Below are 17471 nucleotides of genomic sequence, written 5' to 3'. Positions count from 1 at the left end.
AATGAATTTTAAACAGACATTACTTGCCGGGGCAGTAGCATTAAGCCTTGGCTTCGTATCCTCTGGTGCATACGCGTTGCAAGAAGGTGATGCTGAAGCAGAAGCGCAAGCAAGAGCTGAAGCACGAGCGGCTCAGGAATCTTTTATTCAGCGTCAGCGTCGAACTGATGACATTGATGTTGGTTTCCGTATTCCGTCGCCTGAGCAGGTCGAGCAAGCGCGCGACAGCCGTCGAAACCAGGCCGCAAGTGAGGCAGTTGGTCGCCGTATCATGCAGGCATTTGAACTGTATGAAGAAGAAGATATTCCAGGGGCAATAGAAATTCTGGAAGGGATAAATACCCGGACTGAATATGACACTGCCTATGTGAATCGCTTCTTGGGTAACCTTTATGCTGCTGGCGAGCGAGCTCAGGATGCAATTGATCGTCTTGAGCAGGCAATTCAGCCTGATATCCTGGGCTTTAATGACCAGGAAGCTGCGATGCTATTGGTCGCTAACTTGCACCTTCAGGAAGAGAACTTTCAGCAGGCAATAGAAAACTATCGTCGTTGGATTCAGTTCACTGGCCGTATGGATCCAGATGTGTTTGTTCGCATGGCAAATGCGCATATGCAAGTGGAGAATTACGAGCAGGTTGTTCCGTTGGCTCGTAAGGCCCGTCATTATCAGATGGAACCAAATCGTAATCCGTTCATTTTACAGTTCGCCTCTTTATATGAGCTGCAGCGTATGGACGAGTCGATAGAGGTTCTTGAAGAAGCGGTGCAGACGATACCAACTGAAGAACGCTGGTGGGCGCAGCTGGGAATGTTGTACTTCCAGCAGGAACGCTCTGACGAAGCACTTGCAACGATGGATCTGGCGTACCGCGCTGGTTTCCTGTCGCAGCAGAATGACTTTCGTGCGTTGGCACAGATGTTCAGTAACAACATGATCCCTTATCGTGCGGCGGAAGTGTTACGTCGTCATCTGGAATCTGATGATATTGAAAAGACCGCTCGTAATTACTCGATTGCGGCAAGTGCATACCACAGCGCCCGTGAGTTTGAGCAGGCGAACGAGATGTACGTGTTAGCTGCCGAGAATGCTGAGTCACGTGAAGACCGTCATGACTATCACCGTCGCCGCGGCAACTCGTTGCTGCTAGCGGATAACTATTCAGAAGCTGCGCGCGCGTTTAACGCTGCGTTGGAAACTGCTGAATCAGACGACGACGGCCTTGGTCGTATTTACATGTCGCTGGCTGAAGCTTACTTCTACACAGAGCGTTATTCTGACGCGGTTCGTGCTGCAGAACGCGCTGCACGATACGCTGATCAACGTCGCAACGCTGAAAGTTGGGCAAATTACATTCGTGAGGCTGCCGAACGCCGTGGCGTCGACATCTAACGTTTTGTAATTATACAACTATCAAAGCCCGCCATTTTGGCGGGCTTTTTTATTCCTATCCTATATTTTCCGCATTTCAGCGCATCCCTTCGATTTCCTTAATTTTGCAACTGTTTGATAAATAAATAGAATTTTATTCGTCTATGATGGTTATCATAATTCAATCAGCATAAGCCATTGATCATAGATAATGGCTTGTTATAGGATGCGTGGTTCCTTTTCATTGACTCTTTTGAGTCCATATCAGTGGTTTATCAACTGACATAATAAAAATTGTAGTTAGGAAGTATACAAGTCATGTTTAAAAATAACTCTCTTAGCAATAGTGTACGCCGCGTTTTCTTCGCGGGTAGTGCGCTAAGTATCGCGTTACCGGGGATGGCGGTTGCGCAGGACACAAATACCAATGCGGTCGCCGATGGAACTGAACGTATTCAGGTTACCGGTTCACGCATTATTCGCGAGGGTGCCGTTGCACCAGCGCCGGTTACGGTCATTTCAGGCGATGAACTGCTTGAATCCGGGGCTATGAACATTGGTGAAGTGCTGTCCCGTTTACCAGCAATGGCGAATACCTACACTCTGGCGAATTCCGGGCGTTTCATTGGTACCGCCGGTGCCAGCCTGCTCGACCTTCGTGGTATGGGTACCAGCCGTACACTGGTGTTAGTGGACGGGCGTCGTCATGTTGCAGGGTCAGCAAGCTCAGCGGCGGTTGACACCAATACCATTCCAAGTACCTGGATTGAACGTGTTGAGATTATTACCGGTGGTGCATCTGCCGTCTACGGTGCGGATGCTGTAACAGGCGTAGTTAACTTTATCCTCAAGCGTGATATCGAAGGTTTCGATGCCACAGTGACCAAAGGCCGGGCCGAAAATCACGGCTACAATAACGAACGTTTCACGCTGTCATATGGTACAAATTTCGCTGATAACCGCGGTAACGTTGCGGCCTCGCTAGAGTACAATGCGCAGGATTCATTGAATGCAATGGATCATCACTATGCCAACACCTCCTGGGCTACCATTGGGCATCAGTATATGCCGGATGGTCCACGACCAGACAGTGAAGCAACCAACCCAGATTTTCCTGACCGCTATACGGTGCCGAACGCAGGCTATTACGATATGTCAGAAGCGGGCGCGTTCTTTGTTGGTGATGCTGGTAACCCTGATAACTGGTATGTATTTGAAGACGATGGCAGCTTCCGTAAGAACACTATGGGCGGTCTGGTCGATCCGGGATATAGCTACTGTCAGGAACCCTGTGACTATATCAACCTGCGTCAATATTCCGAGTTACAACCGCAATTTGAGCGGGTTGGAGTTAATGTTAAGAGTAACTATGAAGTTAATCAGGACCTGACTGCATTTGTAGAAGCCAAGTATGTCCGCACTGAAGGGCAGAATATTGGTCAGCCGTTCTTTCACTATGGGTATAACCCGGAAGCCGGCCCTTACCGTCTCGCCCGCAACAACGCTTTCATCAATGATGAGTTGCGTGGGATGATGGACGATGCAGGGCAGCAATACCTGAACGTCAACAAGTTCCACAACGACCTGGGTCGTCGTGTTGAAGACAATACGCGTGAAACCATGCGATTTGTGGCGGCCGTTGAAGGTCACTTCACCGACGACTGGAGCTATGATGCATCTCTGGTCTGGGGTCGTACGGACATTGAACGTGTTAACGGCGCTAACGTTATCATTGAAAACTACGAAAATGCGATCGACGCAGTCTATAACGACGCCGGTGAAATTGTCTGTGCCAGTGGCGCTGAAGGCTGTGTGCCGATCAACATCATGGGCCGCGAAGGTATTTCTGAGGAAGCAGCCGACTACATCACCACCACCTCAACGGGTACCGCTGAAGTCGAACAGCGCGTCGCAACCTTTAACGTACAGAATCCGTACTTATACACCTTACCAGCAGGGTATGTTGGTTTTGCCGGTGGTGCTGAGTATCGTGAAGAAAGTGCAGTGACCAACGAAGACGCGTTCGCAGCCACGGGTGCGACCTTTTTCAATGCCTTAGGTGAAGTCGACGGTGAATTCGACGTTACTGAAGTGTACGCTGAGCTCTCCATCCCGCTGGTGGCAGACGTATTCCTGGTGCGTGATCTGCTACTGGATACTGCAGTTCGTCTGGCCGATTACTCGACTGTGGGCAATGCCACCAGTTGGAAAGTAGGTCTGGACTGGAGCATCACCGACGAGCTACGTGCGCGCTTTACTGCATCTGAAGCCTTGCGTGCCCCTAACATTAACGAGTTGTTCTCGGCCCAGAGCCAGACATTCTATAGTGTTGATGACCCGTGCAAAGCATCTGAACTTGCCAATGTAACCGCAGAAACCGCCGCTCAACGTCGCGCTGCCTGTGAGGCTCTGGGAGTACCGGAAGGGTTTGACGACAACTACGACAGTGCGCGTCTGGAAGGTCGTTCAGGTGGTAACCCTGATCTGCAACCAGAAGAGTCACGTTCGTATACGGTGGGTGTGGTGTATCAGCCAGATTGGCTGGCAGGCTTCTCTGCCACACTGGATTACTGGGAAATCGATATCACTGATACGATTTCATCGTTGGAGGCACAACGTATTCTGACTGAGTGCCTGGATGCGGGCAGCATTAACAACCAGTATTGTGCTCGTATTACCCGCGAGCAGGACGGACCAAATCAGGGCCAGATTACGCAGATTGAAAATTTATCGCTGAATATTGCGCGCAGCTTCAATCGCGGTGTTGATTTCGAATTTGGTTATGACTTTGACGCGCTGGAAGGGCGCTTCCGCACCGCATTACTGGGTACTTACCTGGTCGATGCAAAGAGCTACCCGTTCCAGAACGAGCCAGACGACTACACGGATTATGCCGGTGTGTTGGGTGACGCGGACCTGCAGTTACGTTTTACCCTGGATTATTCACGTGACAACTGGTCGGTCGGCACCCGCACTCGTTTTAGTAACGGTGTAAACCTGTATAACCCAACCCAGCTGTCACAGAACCCAAATCCAAGCAACTTCATGGATTATGGTTCGTACGCAGTAACTGATTTGACAGGCTCGTACTTTTTCAATAATGGGGTACGTCTGACATTAGGTCTGGATAACCTGTTTGACCGCGATATGCCACGCAACTCAACAGGTACTACGGCCGGAGCTGCTTATTACGATAACATCGGCCGTTTTGGTTATGTGCGTGTAGGCTACTCGTTCTAAACCAACTCTGATTTAATCTCAGAATCTAAAAAGGCGCCTCCGGGCGCCTTTTTTTGTACAAGTTTTCTGTATCCGGATAGCAACAATCTTACTTTCTGCAACAAATAGTTCAATTTGTTAATTATGGAAACATATTTATACTGATCTCAGAATAATATGACGCGTTAATGTTGCGTAAATGTTTTTTAAGTGTTAAAAATTAAACGTGAAGCGGTGCGGGTAGCGTAAACAATAATGTATACAAGTAACCCGGTTCACTTCTTACTACAACAATTATTCATACACACAAGGGAAGACTTATGAGTCGCAAATCATTCTTAGCGAGCTCTATCCGGAGCGCTTTAGTTGTGTCTTTGGGGGCAGGTTTGCTGGCTGCGCCTGCTGCATTTGCACAACAGGAAGCTGAAGAACAAGAAGCTCAAGATCGCACAGAACGAATTCAGGTCACAGGGTCGCGCATCGCTCGTCCAGAGTTGTCGCAAGCAGCACCTGTGGTGTCAATCGGTCGGGAAGAGCTGGCTAATTTTGGCTCGCCTGACTTAGGTCAGATTCTTGCTGAATTACCAGCAATTGGTGCTACTGACACATTAATCGGTAACCGCGAAAGTAATGCCTCAGCTGGTATTAGTTCGGCCGACTTACGTCGTCTGGGTGCCGCTCGTACACTGGTACTGGTAAATGGTAAGCGCCATGTAGCCGGGGATCCGGGTTCGGCGCAGGTGGATTTATCAACTATTCCGTCTGCCATGATTGAACGTATTGAAATTATGACCGGTGGTGCATCGGCCATTTATGGTTCAGACGCGGTTTCTGGTGTAATTAACGTGATTACCCGTCGTGACTTCGAAGGCGTTGAATTCAATGCCCGTGGTACCACCTCAACTGAAGGTGTTGGCGCGCGGACTCACGAATTCAGCCTGGTCGGTGGCGGCGACTTTATGAACGGCCGTGGTAACGCGACCTTCAATTTAGGCCTGAACCGTATTCAGGAAACCATGTCATCAGATATTCGCCAGTTTGATAACTGGGGAACGGTTTTGAATCCAGAGGATACTGGTCGTTTAGATGGTATTCCTGATCGCTTTTACGCTCCGGGTACAGGTACTGAATATCTTTCTGGTACTGGTGTTATTCCATTAGGGCCGTTTTACGGCTTCTTTCCGGATGGTAGCTGGCAGGAGCAGCCTGAGCGTCAGGGCAGTAACTCAGCGCTATTTGGCTGGTTCCCTGATGGCTGTGAAACCTGTGGCTACCCAGACGACTGGGTAAACTTCCAGCCAGGTCTGAACCGGGTTACTGCAGGTTCATCGTTAAACTTTGAGATGAATGACAATGCCCGTTTTTACGCCGACTTCAAATACGTTGAAGGGGACGTAACTCAGCAGTTCCAGCCGATGTTTGAACAGGGCATGGTCATCAACGTCGACGACAACCCATATTTGCCAGAAGACCTGCGCGCGGTATTCCAGGGTGCAGGCATTGAAGAAGTGCCGCTGTGGAAGTGGTTTGACGACTGGGGTCCTCGTACTGCAGACAACCGCCGCCAGACGTTCCGTACGGTAATGGGTGTTGATGGTATTTTTGATCTGAATCGTAGCTTCCTTCAGTACGATGTGTATTACGGCTATGGCGAGACTCGTAACAGCCGTACCACGCAAAACGAAATTATCCGTAACGCAGCGGGTGTCAGCAACGTTAACGCGGCTATCGATACTATTCGCGATGGTGACGGTAATATCGTATGTCGTGACCCGGACGCCGGTCTGGTCAACGCAGGTGGCGAATGTGTACCTTATAACCCATTTGGTGATAATGCGACCCCAGAAGCTATTGCGTTCATTTCGCATGACTCAAACCGTCAGGACGTAATTACCCAAGAATACGTTGGTGCCAGCTTTGTAACCGACACCGCCAACTTCTTTGAATTACAAGGCGGTGCTATCGACCTGGCATTTGGTGCTGAATGGCGCGAAGAGACCTCTGCGACTACCACTGACGCCTTTACCAAAGCAGGCTTGAGCGGCAGTGCTGCGACACCTGATGCATTTGGTAGTTATGACGTGACGGAAGGTTTTGTCGAAGTTAACTTGCCAATTCTTGCCGGAATACGGGGCGTTGAAGAGCTGACTGTGGATCTTGCATATCGTGCTGCGGATTACTCGCATGCTGGTTCTGCTGATGCGTGGAAAGTCGGATTTATGTATGCGCCGATTCCGGATGTACGTCTGCGTGGTACCATCGGTCAAGCGGTTCGTGCTCCGAATATCACCGAAGCATTCGATCCGCAATCACCAGGTTTTGTTAACGTAACAGACCCATGTGACCAAACGCGTCAGGATATGAACCCGAACCGTCCGGCCAACTGTGCCGAGCTGGGTATTCCTGCTGATTTCGAGTCAGTTACCAATGCGAGTATCGACCTGGTATCAGGTGGTAACCCTGACCTGACTGTTGAAACTTCTGACTCATGGACCGCAGGTGTTGTCTGGACACCGTCCTACGTCGAAGGTCTGAGCCTGACACTGGACATCTATGATATTCAGATTGAAGACGCGATTACCTTCATTCAGCCGCAGGACATTATCAATAACTGCGTGGACTCAGAAGGTGGTTTATCGACTGACTTCTGTCCTCAGGTTACCCGTGGCGATGACTTGCAGTTAACTGCAGTAACCTCGGGTTATCTGAACGCAGCGGCAATCGAAACCCGTGGTATTGAGTTAGACGTAAGATACCGCACCGATCTGGCGCGCTGGGACTTACCTGGTTCACTTTCAAGCTCACTGTTTGTTAACCATCTGGACAAGTGGGTACGTTATGACTTCCAGGACCAACCAGAGCTGGATAACGTCAACGACGGTCAGGTGGGTGATCCAAGCTGGCAGTTCCGTTTGACCAATACCTATCGTTTAGACGACTGGTCAGCAAACTGGACGATGCGCTTTATTGACCGCTCAGCGTTGTTTAACGTGACCCCACGTCTCGAAAGCTATGAGAACGTCAGTCCGGCTTACATCGGGTCAATTACCACGCATGATATTTCAGGCACCTACTACTTCGGTGAAAACCTGACATTTAATGCTGGTATCCGTAACGTGCTGGATAAGGTTCCACCAGGCTTTACAGGCAACGCGCTGTATGACCTTGTTGGTCGCCGCGTCTTCGCTGGAGTTACTTTCAACTTCTAAGCTATCCCTCCCTGGATAATTTGGTAGGACAAGCCCCGCATCAGCGGGGCTTTTTTTGTCCTATCGCAAAGAGGTGGGAAAGATGCCTTTTCAGTTGCTGGTGGATGCAGTAAAATCCATCCAACTAAAGTGACTGAGCAAAGGAGTTAGCCATGGCTGACAACGAAAATTATCGTGAAGAAAGCACTAACTGGCATTTGCTGCTGGGAGCGGGTGCATTTGTACTGGTTGCATTGTTGCCGGTAGTGATTGCCGTTCTTCAGTTCTTCGTTTAAAGCGATCAGTACCATACTGATAAGTTCTGGTGCGCTGCACCTGACGTTTTTTGCTTAAAAAGCCTGGGAAAATCCCGGGCTTTTGCGTTTTTACAATTCGTTGGCAGAGAGCTGGTCTAAACTGAGTTCGATTGCTTTTAAGTTGCGTCTGGATCTTGTAAGATCTGCGTCGAATTTTTTACCCGAGGTATGCATGGCCCTGCAAATTTTATTGGTTGAAGATAACGACCGCACTGCTCAGCAGATCACGGAGATCCTCGCCGATACGCCATTTCAGGTGACGCGGGCGAAAGATGGTCTGGGCGGGCTGACAGATGCTAAGAAGAGCACCTATGATATTGTTCTGCTTGACCATAAGATGCCGCTGATGGACGGATTAAGTCTGCTGCGTAACCTGCGGGAGCTGGATGCTTATGGGCAAACTCCATTGCTGTTTATGACCACTGAAGATCCCCGTCAGGTAGCTGAAAAAGCATCCCGGTTAGGGGCAACCCGTGTACTGGCGAAACCGCTGAGTCGTGAAACCCTGCTCGAAGAACTCAAACGTCTGGCACCTCGTTATGTCGCTTGAACCTCGGATTGCGTATATTCGCGACACAGTAACCAGTATTCAGGATTACCCGAAGCCCGGTATTATTTTTCGTGATATCACTAGTACTCTGGCTGATGCAAAGGCGTTGCATCTGATCCTTGATCTACTGACGGAACGTTATCAGGACAAAGGACTAACGCAAATTGCCGGCATTGAAGCGCGCGGGTTTATTTTTGCAGCGGCACTGGCTGATCGACTCAATTGTGGAGTGACTTTGGTGCGTAAACAGGGCAAATTGCCTCGCGCCGTGCATTCACAGGCCTATAGCCTGGAATATGGCAATGACACCCTTGAGTTGCATAAGGACGCACTCAGCAGCACTGACAAGGTGCTGCTGGTGGATGACCTGCTTGCTACCGGCGGCACCATGTGTGCTGCCGCTGAGTTGGTACAACGTACTCAGGCTGAGGTCATCGAGGCTGCCTTTCTGATTGAACTGACAGGCTTGCCGGGTCGCCAGCGAATTGAGCAATCAGGTGTTCCATGCTACGCCATTTGCGCGTACGATTAGACTACTAGCGCATCCGGAAACGACGATTTAGCAAGCGCAGGGGCACATTCATGAACTATCAGGTACTGGCTCGAAAATGGCGACCACACAGCTTTGCTCAGGTGGTCGGGCAGCAGCATGTATTGCAGGCTCTGAGCAACGCGCTGACCAATCAGCGTTTGCACCATGCTTACTTGCTGACCGGTACCCGAGGGGTAGGTAAAACAACCATCGCAAGGATTCTGGCAAAGAGCCTGAATTGCGAGCAGGGCATCAGTGCAACGCCCTGTGGCGAATGTGATACCTGTCAGGAAATCGATCAGGGGCGCTACGTCGATCTGCTTGAAATCGATGCGGCATCACGGACTAAAGTGGAAGACACCCGGGAACTGCTCGATAACGTGCAGTATCGTCCTACCCGCGGCCGTTATAAAGTGTACCTGATTGACGAAGTCCATATGCTGTCTCGTCATTCCTTTAATGCTCTTTTGAAAACCCTTGAAGAGCCGCCTGAACACGTCAAATTTTTACTGGCTACCACAGATCCTGAGAAGCTGCCGGTCACGGTGTTATCACGCTGTCTTCAGTTTCATCTGCGGGCGCTAACCCGTGAAGAAATTTCTGCTCAATTGATCCATATCTTGCAGGCTGAGTCGTTGTCGTTCGACGCCGAAGCGATTCAGCTTCTGGCACGTGCTGCCCGCGGCAGTATGCGTGATGCGTTGAGTTTAACCGATCAGGCGATTGCTCAGGGCAACCAGAGCGTGGAGCTCGATTCAGTGCGGGCCATGCTCGGTCATATCGAAGGGCAGCGGATCGTACAATTGCTTCAGCTTATCGTAAGCGGCGACCACGCGAGAGTATTGCAAACACTGCGCGAAATGCAGGATAAAGTGCCGGATATTGCAGTGGTATTGCCTGAACTGCAAAATTTACTGCACCAGCTGGCATTGCTGCAGATTAGCCCGGCTTTTGCCGAGGTCGAGCTGTTTCGTGACCAGCAAAGTATTCAGTCGCTGTCAGCGACACTATCACCAGAGTTGGTTCAGGTCATGTATCGCATCGTCCTCGAAGGGCGCCGTGAATTGCCTCATGCGGTGGACGCATTTAGTGCTGTCGAAATGACGCTGTTACGGCTGCTCGCGTTTCGCCCTGCAACTATGCAGGAGATGCCGCTTGCAGAGGCCAGTGTTGCAAGCCTCAATGCGGCACAGGCCAATCCGGCGCAAGCGATAGTGGCTGAGCCTGCTGCGACCCAAACGTCTGCTGATAAGCAGGCGACGCGGCACGATACCTCAGACTATGAGCCTCAGCTGGCTGACGATGACGCGGACGAAGACTTTCTGAGCCCCGATGAAGCGTCTGCGCTGGCTCAGGAACAGGCGTCTGTTATGCAGCAAGCGGCGCAGCAGGGTTTGAACCCGGGAGCGGCAGAGATTCACCCGGAGCCCGATCCGGATCCGGAACCTGAGCATCAGATAGAACCAGAGCCGGAACCAGAGCCCAGACAAGCGCCGGTGCCAGAGCCACAGCCGAATCCAGACAGTGGAATCGCAAGTTTAATGGCAACGCGCGAGCAGTTGTTAGCAAAAAAAAAAGCGCCAGAAGTAACCGCTGACGTTCGCACTGCTGCTGAGATCGACGCCTGGAGTGCGTCGGTGGATGGAATGCAGGCGACAGGGCGGCTGCGCCAGGTATTATTGCATTCAGTCCTTGAAAAACAGGGTGACGGCTACCAACTTATTGTTGATAGCCAGCAACAAGTGCTCTGTTCGCAGCAGCTATTAAGCGAACTTGAAAGCCGACTGCGTCAGTTGGTCGGCGATGTGGCGTTGAGCATTGACTACGCGACACCCGAGGCGACGCCATTTTTGATTCAGCAGTTGATAGATACACAACGCGCTCAGGCAGCGCTGGATCTGGTTCGCAATGACGAACGTATCCAGGACCTGGTGCAACGTTTTAATGCCGAGCTGGATGAAAGCTCGGTAAAACCAGTTTAATTTAGCAAAGAGAGAGATACCCCATGCTTAAAGGCGGTTTAGGAAACATGATGAAGCAGGCGCAGCAGATGCAGGAAAAGATGCAGCAGATGCAGGAAGAGCTTGCGAAAATGGAAGTGGTCGGCGAAGCCGGCGCTGGCATGGTAAAAGTCACCATGTATGGTAATCACAATGTGAAACGGGTTGAGATTGATCCGTCGCTGGTGGGTGATGAAGAAGAAAAGGAAATGCTCGAAGATCTGATTGCGGCAGCGACCAATGATGCCGTGCGCCGGGTCGAAGAAGCCAACAAAGAGCACATGTCTGGTTTGGCTGGCGGTATGGGTTTACCGCCGGGCATGAAGCTGCCTTTCTAAGCCAGCAGATAAGCCAGCAGATACTTTATGCAACTTAGTCCCGCTATCGCGAATTTGATTCGCGCGCTGAAAGTGTTGCCCGGCGTTGGCCAGAAATCGGCTCAGCGCATGGCCTTTCAGTTATTGGAGCAAAAACGCGATGGCGCCAGTCAGCTTGCTGAGGCGCTCACCCATGCGGTTGAGGTGGTTGGCCGCTGCGATACCTGTCGCACGCTGACTGAAGGGGTACGCTGTCAAATATGCAGTGACCCGCAACGAATTGAAAGCGGTATTCTCTGCATTGTCGAGTCGCCAGCCGATGTGATCGCGGTCGAGCAGACGTCGCAGTATCAAGGTCAGTATTTTGTCTTAATGGGCCATTTGTCACCCCTGGATGGAATTGGACCGAATGATATCGGCTTAGATAAACTGGCTACCCGGTTTGCCGCAGGTGGTATAGAAGAAGTCATTCTTGCTACCAATCCGACGGTGGAAGGCGATGCAACCGCGCACTATATTGCCGACCTTGCCCGTAGTAACAACGTCAGGGCTTCGCGTATTGCTCATGGTGTCCCGGTCGGTGGTGAACTTGAGTACGTCGACCATACCACCCTTAGTCATGCCTTCTCTGGCCGTAAACAGGTCTAAGGCTGGCCCTACCTGACGCAGGAAAATCCTCATTTGCCCTTGAAATTGGTATGGGTATCCCCATCTCTTGGTTAACCTTTTATTTTGCGTATAACTGATAAGAGTTGGGAGAACACCGATGTCTGACACTACCCAGGCTGAAAAGCATGGCTTTCAAACTGAAGTGAAGCAACTGCTTCATTTGATGATCCATTCTTTGTATTCAAACAAGGAAATTTTTCTCCGCGAGCTGGTTTCCAACGCCTCAGATGCAGCCGATAAACTGCGTTTTAAAGCACTGGAAGACAATGCGTTATTCGAAAACGATGCGGACCTGCACGTTCGGGTTAGTGTAAACAAGGACGCTAATACCATCACTGTCAGCGACAATGGTATTGGTATGACCCGTGACGAAGTGATGGCCAACCTGGGCACCATTGCGAAATCAGGCACCAAAGAATTTATCAGCCAGTTATCAGGTGATCAGAGTAAAGATTCTAAACTGATTGGCCAGTTTGGTGTTGGTTTTTATTCAGCCTTTATCGTTGCTGACTCCGTGACCGTGCGCACCCGCGCAGCAGGTGCAGATACCACTCACGGCGTCGAATGGAAGTCAGATGGTGACGGTGAGTTCACCGTTGCGGATATCGAGAAAACGACCCGTGGAAGCGACATTATTCTGCATTTGAAAGACGATGCAAAAGAATACGCAGACGAGTGGAAGTTGCGTCAAATTATTAATACCTATTCGGACCACCTGAGTATTCCGGTACAGATGTGGAAAGAGCCGACTGAAGAAAGTGAAGGTCCGGACGGCGAGAAAGTGGAAGCGCAACCAGGTCAGTGGGAAACCATTAATTCGGGTCAGGCGCTCTGGACCCGCGATAAAGACAGTATTAGTGACGAGGACTACAAAGAGTTTTACAAAACCGTCGCGCATGACTTTGAAGATCCATTGCTGTGGAGCCACAACAAAGTTGAAGGTAAGCACGAATACACCAGCCTGCTTTATATCCCGAAACGCGCGCCGTGGGATTTATGGAACCGGGATAGCCAGAAAGGCATTAAGCTCTATGTTCAGCGCGTCTTCATTATGGATGATGCTGAGCAATTCATGCCGACTTACCTGCGTTTTGTAAAAGGCCTGATTGACTCCAATGATCTGCCTCTCAATGTCTCGCGTGAAATCCTGCAGGACAACCGGGTCACCCGTTCAATGCGCTCTGCAAGCACCAAGAAAGTGCTAAGCATGCTGTCGAAACTGGCGAAACGTGATGCGGACCAATACGGAGAGTTCTGGGATAACTTTGGTCAGGTGCTGAAAGAAGGCCCGGCGGAAGACCAGGGCAACGGTGAAAAAGTTGCGTCCTTGCTGCGCTTTACGTCTACTCATGAAGACAGCGCCAAGCAGCGGGTGGGTCTGGATGACTACATTGGCCGCATGGCTGAGAATCAGGAAAAAATTTACTACATCGTGGCGGACAGCTACGAAGCAGCGAAGAACAACCCTGCGCTGGAAATTTTCCGCAAGAAAGGGATCGAAGTGCTGCTGATGTCCGATCGTATTGATGAGTGGTTGATGAACCATTTACACGAGTATGAAGGCAAGAGCTTCCAGTCAGTGACCCGTGGCGACCTTGATTTAGGCGACATGGATAACGAGGAAGCGAAGAAAGCACAGGAAGAGTCGGAAAAGGCATTTGCTGGTACCGTAGAACGGTTCGAGAAGGCGTTGGGCGAGCAGGTTAAGAACGTGCGTGTTACCCATCGTCTGACTGATTCACCAGCCTGTATTGTGACCGATGAGAACGATATGAGCACGCAGATGGCTAAGCTGATGGAAGCAGCGGGACAGAAAGTGCCGGAAACCAAGTATATTTTTGAGGTTAATCCGGAGCATGCTTTGGTTAAACGCATTGCCGAAGAAAGCGACGAACAGCGCTTTAGCGACTGGGCTGATCTGTTATTGCAGCAGGCCACACTGGCTGAACGCGGTAGTCTTAAAGATCCTGGCACCTACGTGCGCAAGCTCAATGAGATGATGTTAGCGCTGACTAACAAGTAACCTCAACTACGACTATGGTACAAGGCTCGCATCGCGAGCCTTGTATCTTTTCGGCCTGAGAGGTAAAGTTTGTCCCATTCGTATTACATTTTTTAAAAAAGTCATTGAGGACACGACATGCGGATTATTCTGCTAGGCGCTCCAGGGGCTGGTAAAGGCACCCAGGCGCAATTTCTGATGAACACCTTCAATATCCCGCAAATCTCCACCGGCGACATGCTACGTGCGGCGATCAAAGAAGGTACCGAACTTGGCAAGCAGGCCAAGCAAGTCATGGACGAAGGCAAACTGGTTTCTGACGATATCATGATCGGCCTGGTGCAGGAGCGTGTTGCTCAGGAAGACTGCAAGAACGGTTTCTTGCTGGACGGGTTTCCACGGACAATCCCTCAGGCAGACGCGATGCAGGAAGCGGGCATAGAAATTGACTATGTGCTTGAGTTCGATGTACCGGACGACGTTATTGTCGAGCGTATGGCGGGCCGTCGTGTGCACCCCGGGTCTGGCCGTGTTTATCACGTTAGTTATAATCCGCCAAAAGAAGATGGTAAAGACGATGTCACCGGTGAAGATCTTATCGTTCGGAATGACGATAAAGAAGAAACCGTTCGTCACCGTCTCAGTGTTTATCATGAGCAGACAGAACCACTGGTGAGCTATTACCAGAATCTGGCAGAACAAGGTGTTGTTAAATACCATAGTGTTGACGGTACCCGCGATGTGAATGAAATCAGTAATGAATTGAAGGACGTTTTATCGTGAATACCTTGCCATTAACCAGCCTGTTCGCAGCGCTGTTAACGCTGTTGTACATTGTTCTGGCGATCCGGATTATTCGTTTACGCTGGAAAGAGCGGGTCGGTCTTGGCACGGGCGAGAGTCTGCCGTTGAAAGCTGCGGTCCGTGTACATGGCAATTTTGCAGAGTACGTACCGCTGGGTCTTATCCTGCTTGCTTTAATGGAACTGAATAACGCATCCGAAGGCCTCATGTTTGCCCTCGGTGGCCTTTTGTTTGTGGCGCGTATATTCCATGCAATCGGATTGACCAAGAGTATCGGGGTCAGCATTTACCGTACCATTGGCGTGCTCGGAACCTTTGCGATGCTGATTATCAGCGCGGGCTTTTTACTCGGTAGCGTACTCGCAAGCCTGTAAGGCGCGACAGATAAAATCTGCTAATCTCATGCATATCATTTGTTTACACAGCTCACAAAGCAGCGGCGCCCAATGGCGCCCGCTGACTAAGCAGCTCACTGAATTCCTTCCTGACGCCCATCTTCATACGCCTGATTTAATTGGTTATGGTGCTAACCCTTTACCTACGGGGGCTCCCTCTGCATTTTGTTTTGACCATGAACTGGTTGCATTGGAACCCTTGTTGGCGACGCTTGAGAACGGACCGGTTCATTTGGTCGGTCACTCGTACGGCGGGGCTCTCGCGCTTCGCCTCGGCCGCGAGTTACAACAGCGGGGGATACGGCTTAGTAGTATTGCGTTGTATGAACCAGTCGCCTTTCACCTGTTACCCGCCGCAGACCCTGCGCGGGCCGAAATTATCGCGATTGCTGAGCAGATGGACACCACATCTGAAGCCGAAGCCGCACAGGCGTTTGTCGACTACTGGAATCACCCGGGGTATTTTGCGGCTTTACCTGCGCGGGTACAGGCTGGGATGGTACAAAAGCAGCCGAAGGTTGAGGCTGATTTCGCGGCCTTACTGGGTGAACCAGCTCAGCTCGATGACTATGCCACTCTGAATTGCCCGATCTTTTTGATGCATGGTCAACAGTCGCCTGCCTCAAGCCGTCGGGTTGCTGAAATTCTGGCTGGTTTGCCCCAGGTTGAATCACAATCTGTTGATGCCGGCCACATGGCACCTCTGACTGCACCCGATCTCATTACCCCAGGTTTGGTTAAATTTTTACAGCAACAAGTGCGCTAAAGGCTTTATTCGATTTCATTATAAGTTATATTGGTATCTTCTAAGTGGTTTGGGTACCAGCAGCTGATGCTACCCCCTGATGCAAACAAATAATGAGGTGATTATGAGCCAGTGGCGCGAGCAGTTTAGCGTATTCAGACAACGTCCCGACTGGGCCTATTTTGACAATGCCGCCTCCTGTCAGGTGCCGGATGTTGTGCTTGAGGCCATTTGCGACTATCAACACCATTATCACGCCAACGTACACCGCGGCAGTTATGAGCAAAGTCAGCATGCCACCGCACTGTATGAAAGCTGGCGGGCCAAGGTGGCCGGCTTTGTTGGCGCGACCAGCGACAGTTTGATTTTTACCCGTGGTACCACCGAAAGTATGAATCTCCTCGCTGAGTCACTGTTGCGTCCCCGTATACAGCGCGGTGACAATGTGGTGGTGACCTTATCTGAACATCATGCCAACTGGTTGCCCTGGCAGCGGGTCTGCGAACAGGTCGGCGCGGAGTTTCGTGTCGCTGACCTGAAAGATGACGGAACAGTCGACAACCTGATGCAGTTGGTTGATGAAAGAACCTGTCTGGTATCGTTAAATCACGCATCCAATGTACTAGGGGTTATTAACCCGATCGCGGAAATCTGTCATCAGTTGCGTGAGCAAGGCGTACTGAGTGTGGTCGATGCCGCGCAAAGCGCTGCTCATATGTCGATTGATGTGAACCAGCTGGGCTGTGACGCACTGGCATTTTCCGGCCATAAATTATATGGGCCAACGGGTATTGGTGCCTTGTATGTGCGCCCCGACGTGCTTGCTGCGATGCCTCCTTATCAGGTGGGCGGCGGTATGGTAGATAAGGTGTATCAGCAGGATTCCACCTTTCACAGTGGCGTACAGGGCTTTGAAGCGGGTACTCCAAACCTGGTCGGGGCGGCGGGCCTTGCCACCGCGGTGGAGTTTCTTCAGGACGCACGGGCGAATGGTAGCAGTGCATACCTGAGAGGTCTGTTTAAGCAGCTGGAAGCGGTGCTGGCCGATGTCAGTTGGTTGACCGTGTTGCCGCACAGCGGTGGCCGGATCCCGGTTATTAGTGTTCACAACCCGGCGGTTCACCCGCGTGAGCTGGCGATATGTCTGGATCAGGACGGCGTCTCGGCGCGGGCTGGTCGACACTGTGCGCAGCCATTAACGGACAAACTGACCAGCAATGGGTGTTTACGTTTTTCGCTCGGTCTGCACTCCAATGAGGCTGATATTGAACGGCTGGCACGCGGGCTGCGTGAGTGTAAGTTGAAGCCCTGACGAATTTTGATCATGCCCCTGATCAGTGACAATGTGCTATGATGCGCGC

At 50.9% G+C, this 17471-nt stretch carries 14 protein-coding genes; all 14 read left to right on the top strand.

What is annotated here, in order from left to right; all coding sequences use genetic code 11:
• Nucleotide 1 precedes the first annotated feature (1 nt).
• The 14 genes from CWE12_RS11655 to CWE12_RS11595 all read left to right on the top strand — a co-directional run bounded on the left by CWE12_RS11655 (nucleotide 2) and on the right by CWE12_RS11595 (nucleotide 17422).
• Complete coding sequence (locus CWE12_RS11655; RefSeq protein WP_126789878.1) at nucleotides 2-1393, top strand: tetratricopeptide repeat protein; 1392 nt, start codon at nucleotides 2-4, stop codon at nucleotides 1391-1393.
• 297 nt (nucleotides 1394-1690) lie between these two features.
• A complete protein-coding gene (locus tag CWE12_RS11650; protein ID WP_126789877.1) occupies nucleotides 1691-4612 on the top strand; it encodes a TonB-dependent receptor domain-containing protein in 2922 nt (973 codons plus the stop codon).
• A 299-nt stretch (nucleotides 4613-4911) separates the two neighbouring features.
• On the top strand, nucleotides 4912-7800 hold the full coding sequence (locus tag CWE12_RS11645) for a TonB-dependent receptor domain-containing protein (RefSeq protein WP_126789876.1): 2889 nt from the start codon (nucleotides 4912-4914) through the stop codon (nucleotides 7798-7800).
• A 152-nt stretch (nucleotides 7801-7952) separates the two neighbouring features.
• Complete coding sequence (locus CWE12_RS13720) at nucleotides 7953-8075, top strand: hypothetical protein (RefSeq protein WP_275540983.1); 123 nt, start codon at nucleotides 7953-7955, stop codon at nucleotides 8073-8075.
• 193 nt (nucleotides 8076-8268) lie between these two features.
• A complete protein-coding gene (locus CWE12_RS11640) occupies nucleotides 8269-8646 on the top strand; it encodes a response regulator (RefSeq protein ID WP_126789875.1) in 378 nt (125 codons plus the stop codon).
• Complete coding sequence (locus CWE12_RS11635) at nucleotides 8636-9178, top strand: adenine phosphoribosyltransferase (RefSeq protein ID WP_126789874.1); 543 nt, start codon at nucleotides 8636-8638, stop codon at nucleotides 9176-9178. The genes CWE12_RS11640 and CWE12_RS11635 overlap by 11 nt, the downstream gene beginning before the upstream one ends.
• Nucleotides 9179-9228: 50 nt before the next feature.
• Entirely contained in the window at nucleotides 9229-11160 is a 1932-nt protein-coding gene (gene dnaX / locus CWE12_RS11630; protein WP_126789873.1) for a DNA polymerase III subunit gamma/tau, read from the top strand.
• A gap of 23 nt (nucleotides 11161-11183) precedes the next feature.
• A complete protein-coding gene (locus CWE12_RS11625; protein WP_126789872.1) occupies nucleotides 11184-11516 on the top strand; it encodes a YbaB/EbfC family nucleoid-associated protein in 333 nt (110 codons plus the stop codon).
• Between the two features lie 27 nt (nucleotides 11517-11543).
• A complete protein-coding gene (gene recR, locus CWE12_RS11620; protein WP_126789871.1) occupies nucleotides 11544-12143 on the top strand; it encodes a recombination mediator RecR in 600 nt (199 codons plus the stop codon).
• 118 nt (nucleotides 12144-12261) lie between these two features.
• Nucleotides 12262-14187, top strand: a complete 1926-nt coding sequence (gene htpG, locus CWE12_RS11615) for a molecular chaperone HtpG (protein WP_126789870.1) — start codon at nucleotides 12262-12264, stop codon at nucleotides 14185-14187.
• Nucleotides 14188-14304: 117 nt separating this feature from the next.
• The gene (gene adk, locus CWE12_RS11610) at nucleotides 14305-14949 is read left to right on the top strand and encodes an adenylate kinase (protein WP_126789869.1); all 645 of its coding nucleotides are present in this window, start codon (nucleotides 14305-14307) and stop codon (nucleotides 14947-14949) included.
• Nucleotides 14946-15344 (top strand): MAPEG family protein, encoded by a 399-nt coding sequence (locus tag CWE12_RS11605; protein ID WP_241972346.1) that lies wholly within the window; start codon nucleotides 14946-14948, stop codon nucleotides 15342-15344. The genes adk and CWE12_RS11605 overlap by 4 nt, the downstream gene beginning before the upstream one ends.
• Nucleotides 15345-15372: 28 nt before the next feature.
• Nucleotides 15373-16131, top strand: coding sequence for an alpha/beta fold hydrolase (locus CWE12_RS11600; protein WP_126789867.1), 759 nt, complete (start codon nucleotides 15373-15375; stop codon nucleotides 16129-16131).
• 103 nt (nucleotides 16132-16234) lie between these two features.
• Nucleotides 16235-17422, top strand: a complete 1188-nt coding sequence (locus tag CWE12_RS11595; protein WP_157981971.1) for an aminotransferase class V-fold PLP-dependent enzyme — start codon at nucleotides 16235-16237, stop codon at nucleotides 17420-17422.
• Nucleotides 17423-17471: the final 49 nt, after the last annotated feature.

This window comes from Aliidiomarina sedimenti (assembly GCF_003986955.1).
GTDB lineage: Bacteria > Pseudomonadota > Gammaproteobacteria > Enterobacterales > Alteromonadaceae > Aliidiomarina > Aliidiomarina sedimenti.
The sequence above is the reverse complement of the archived record's forward strand: the minus strand, read 5'-3'. Positions and strand labels throughout refer to the sequence as shown.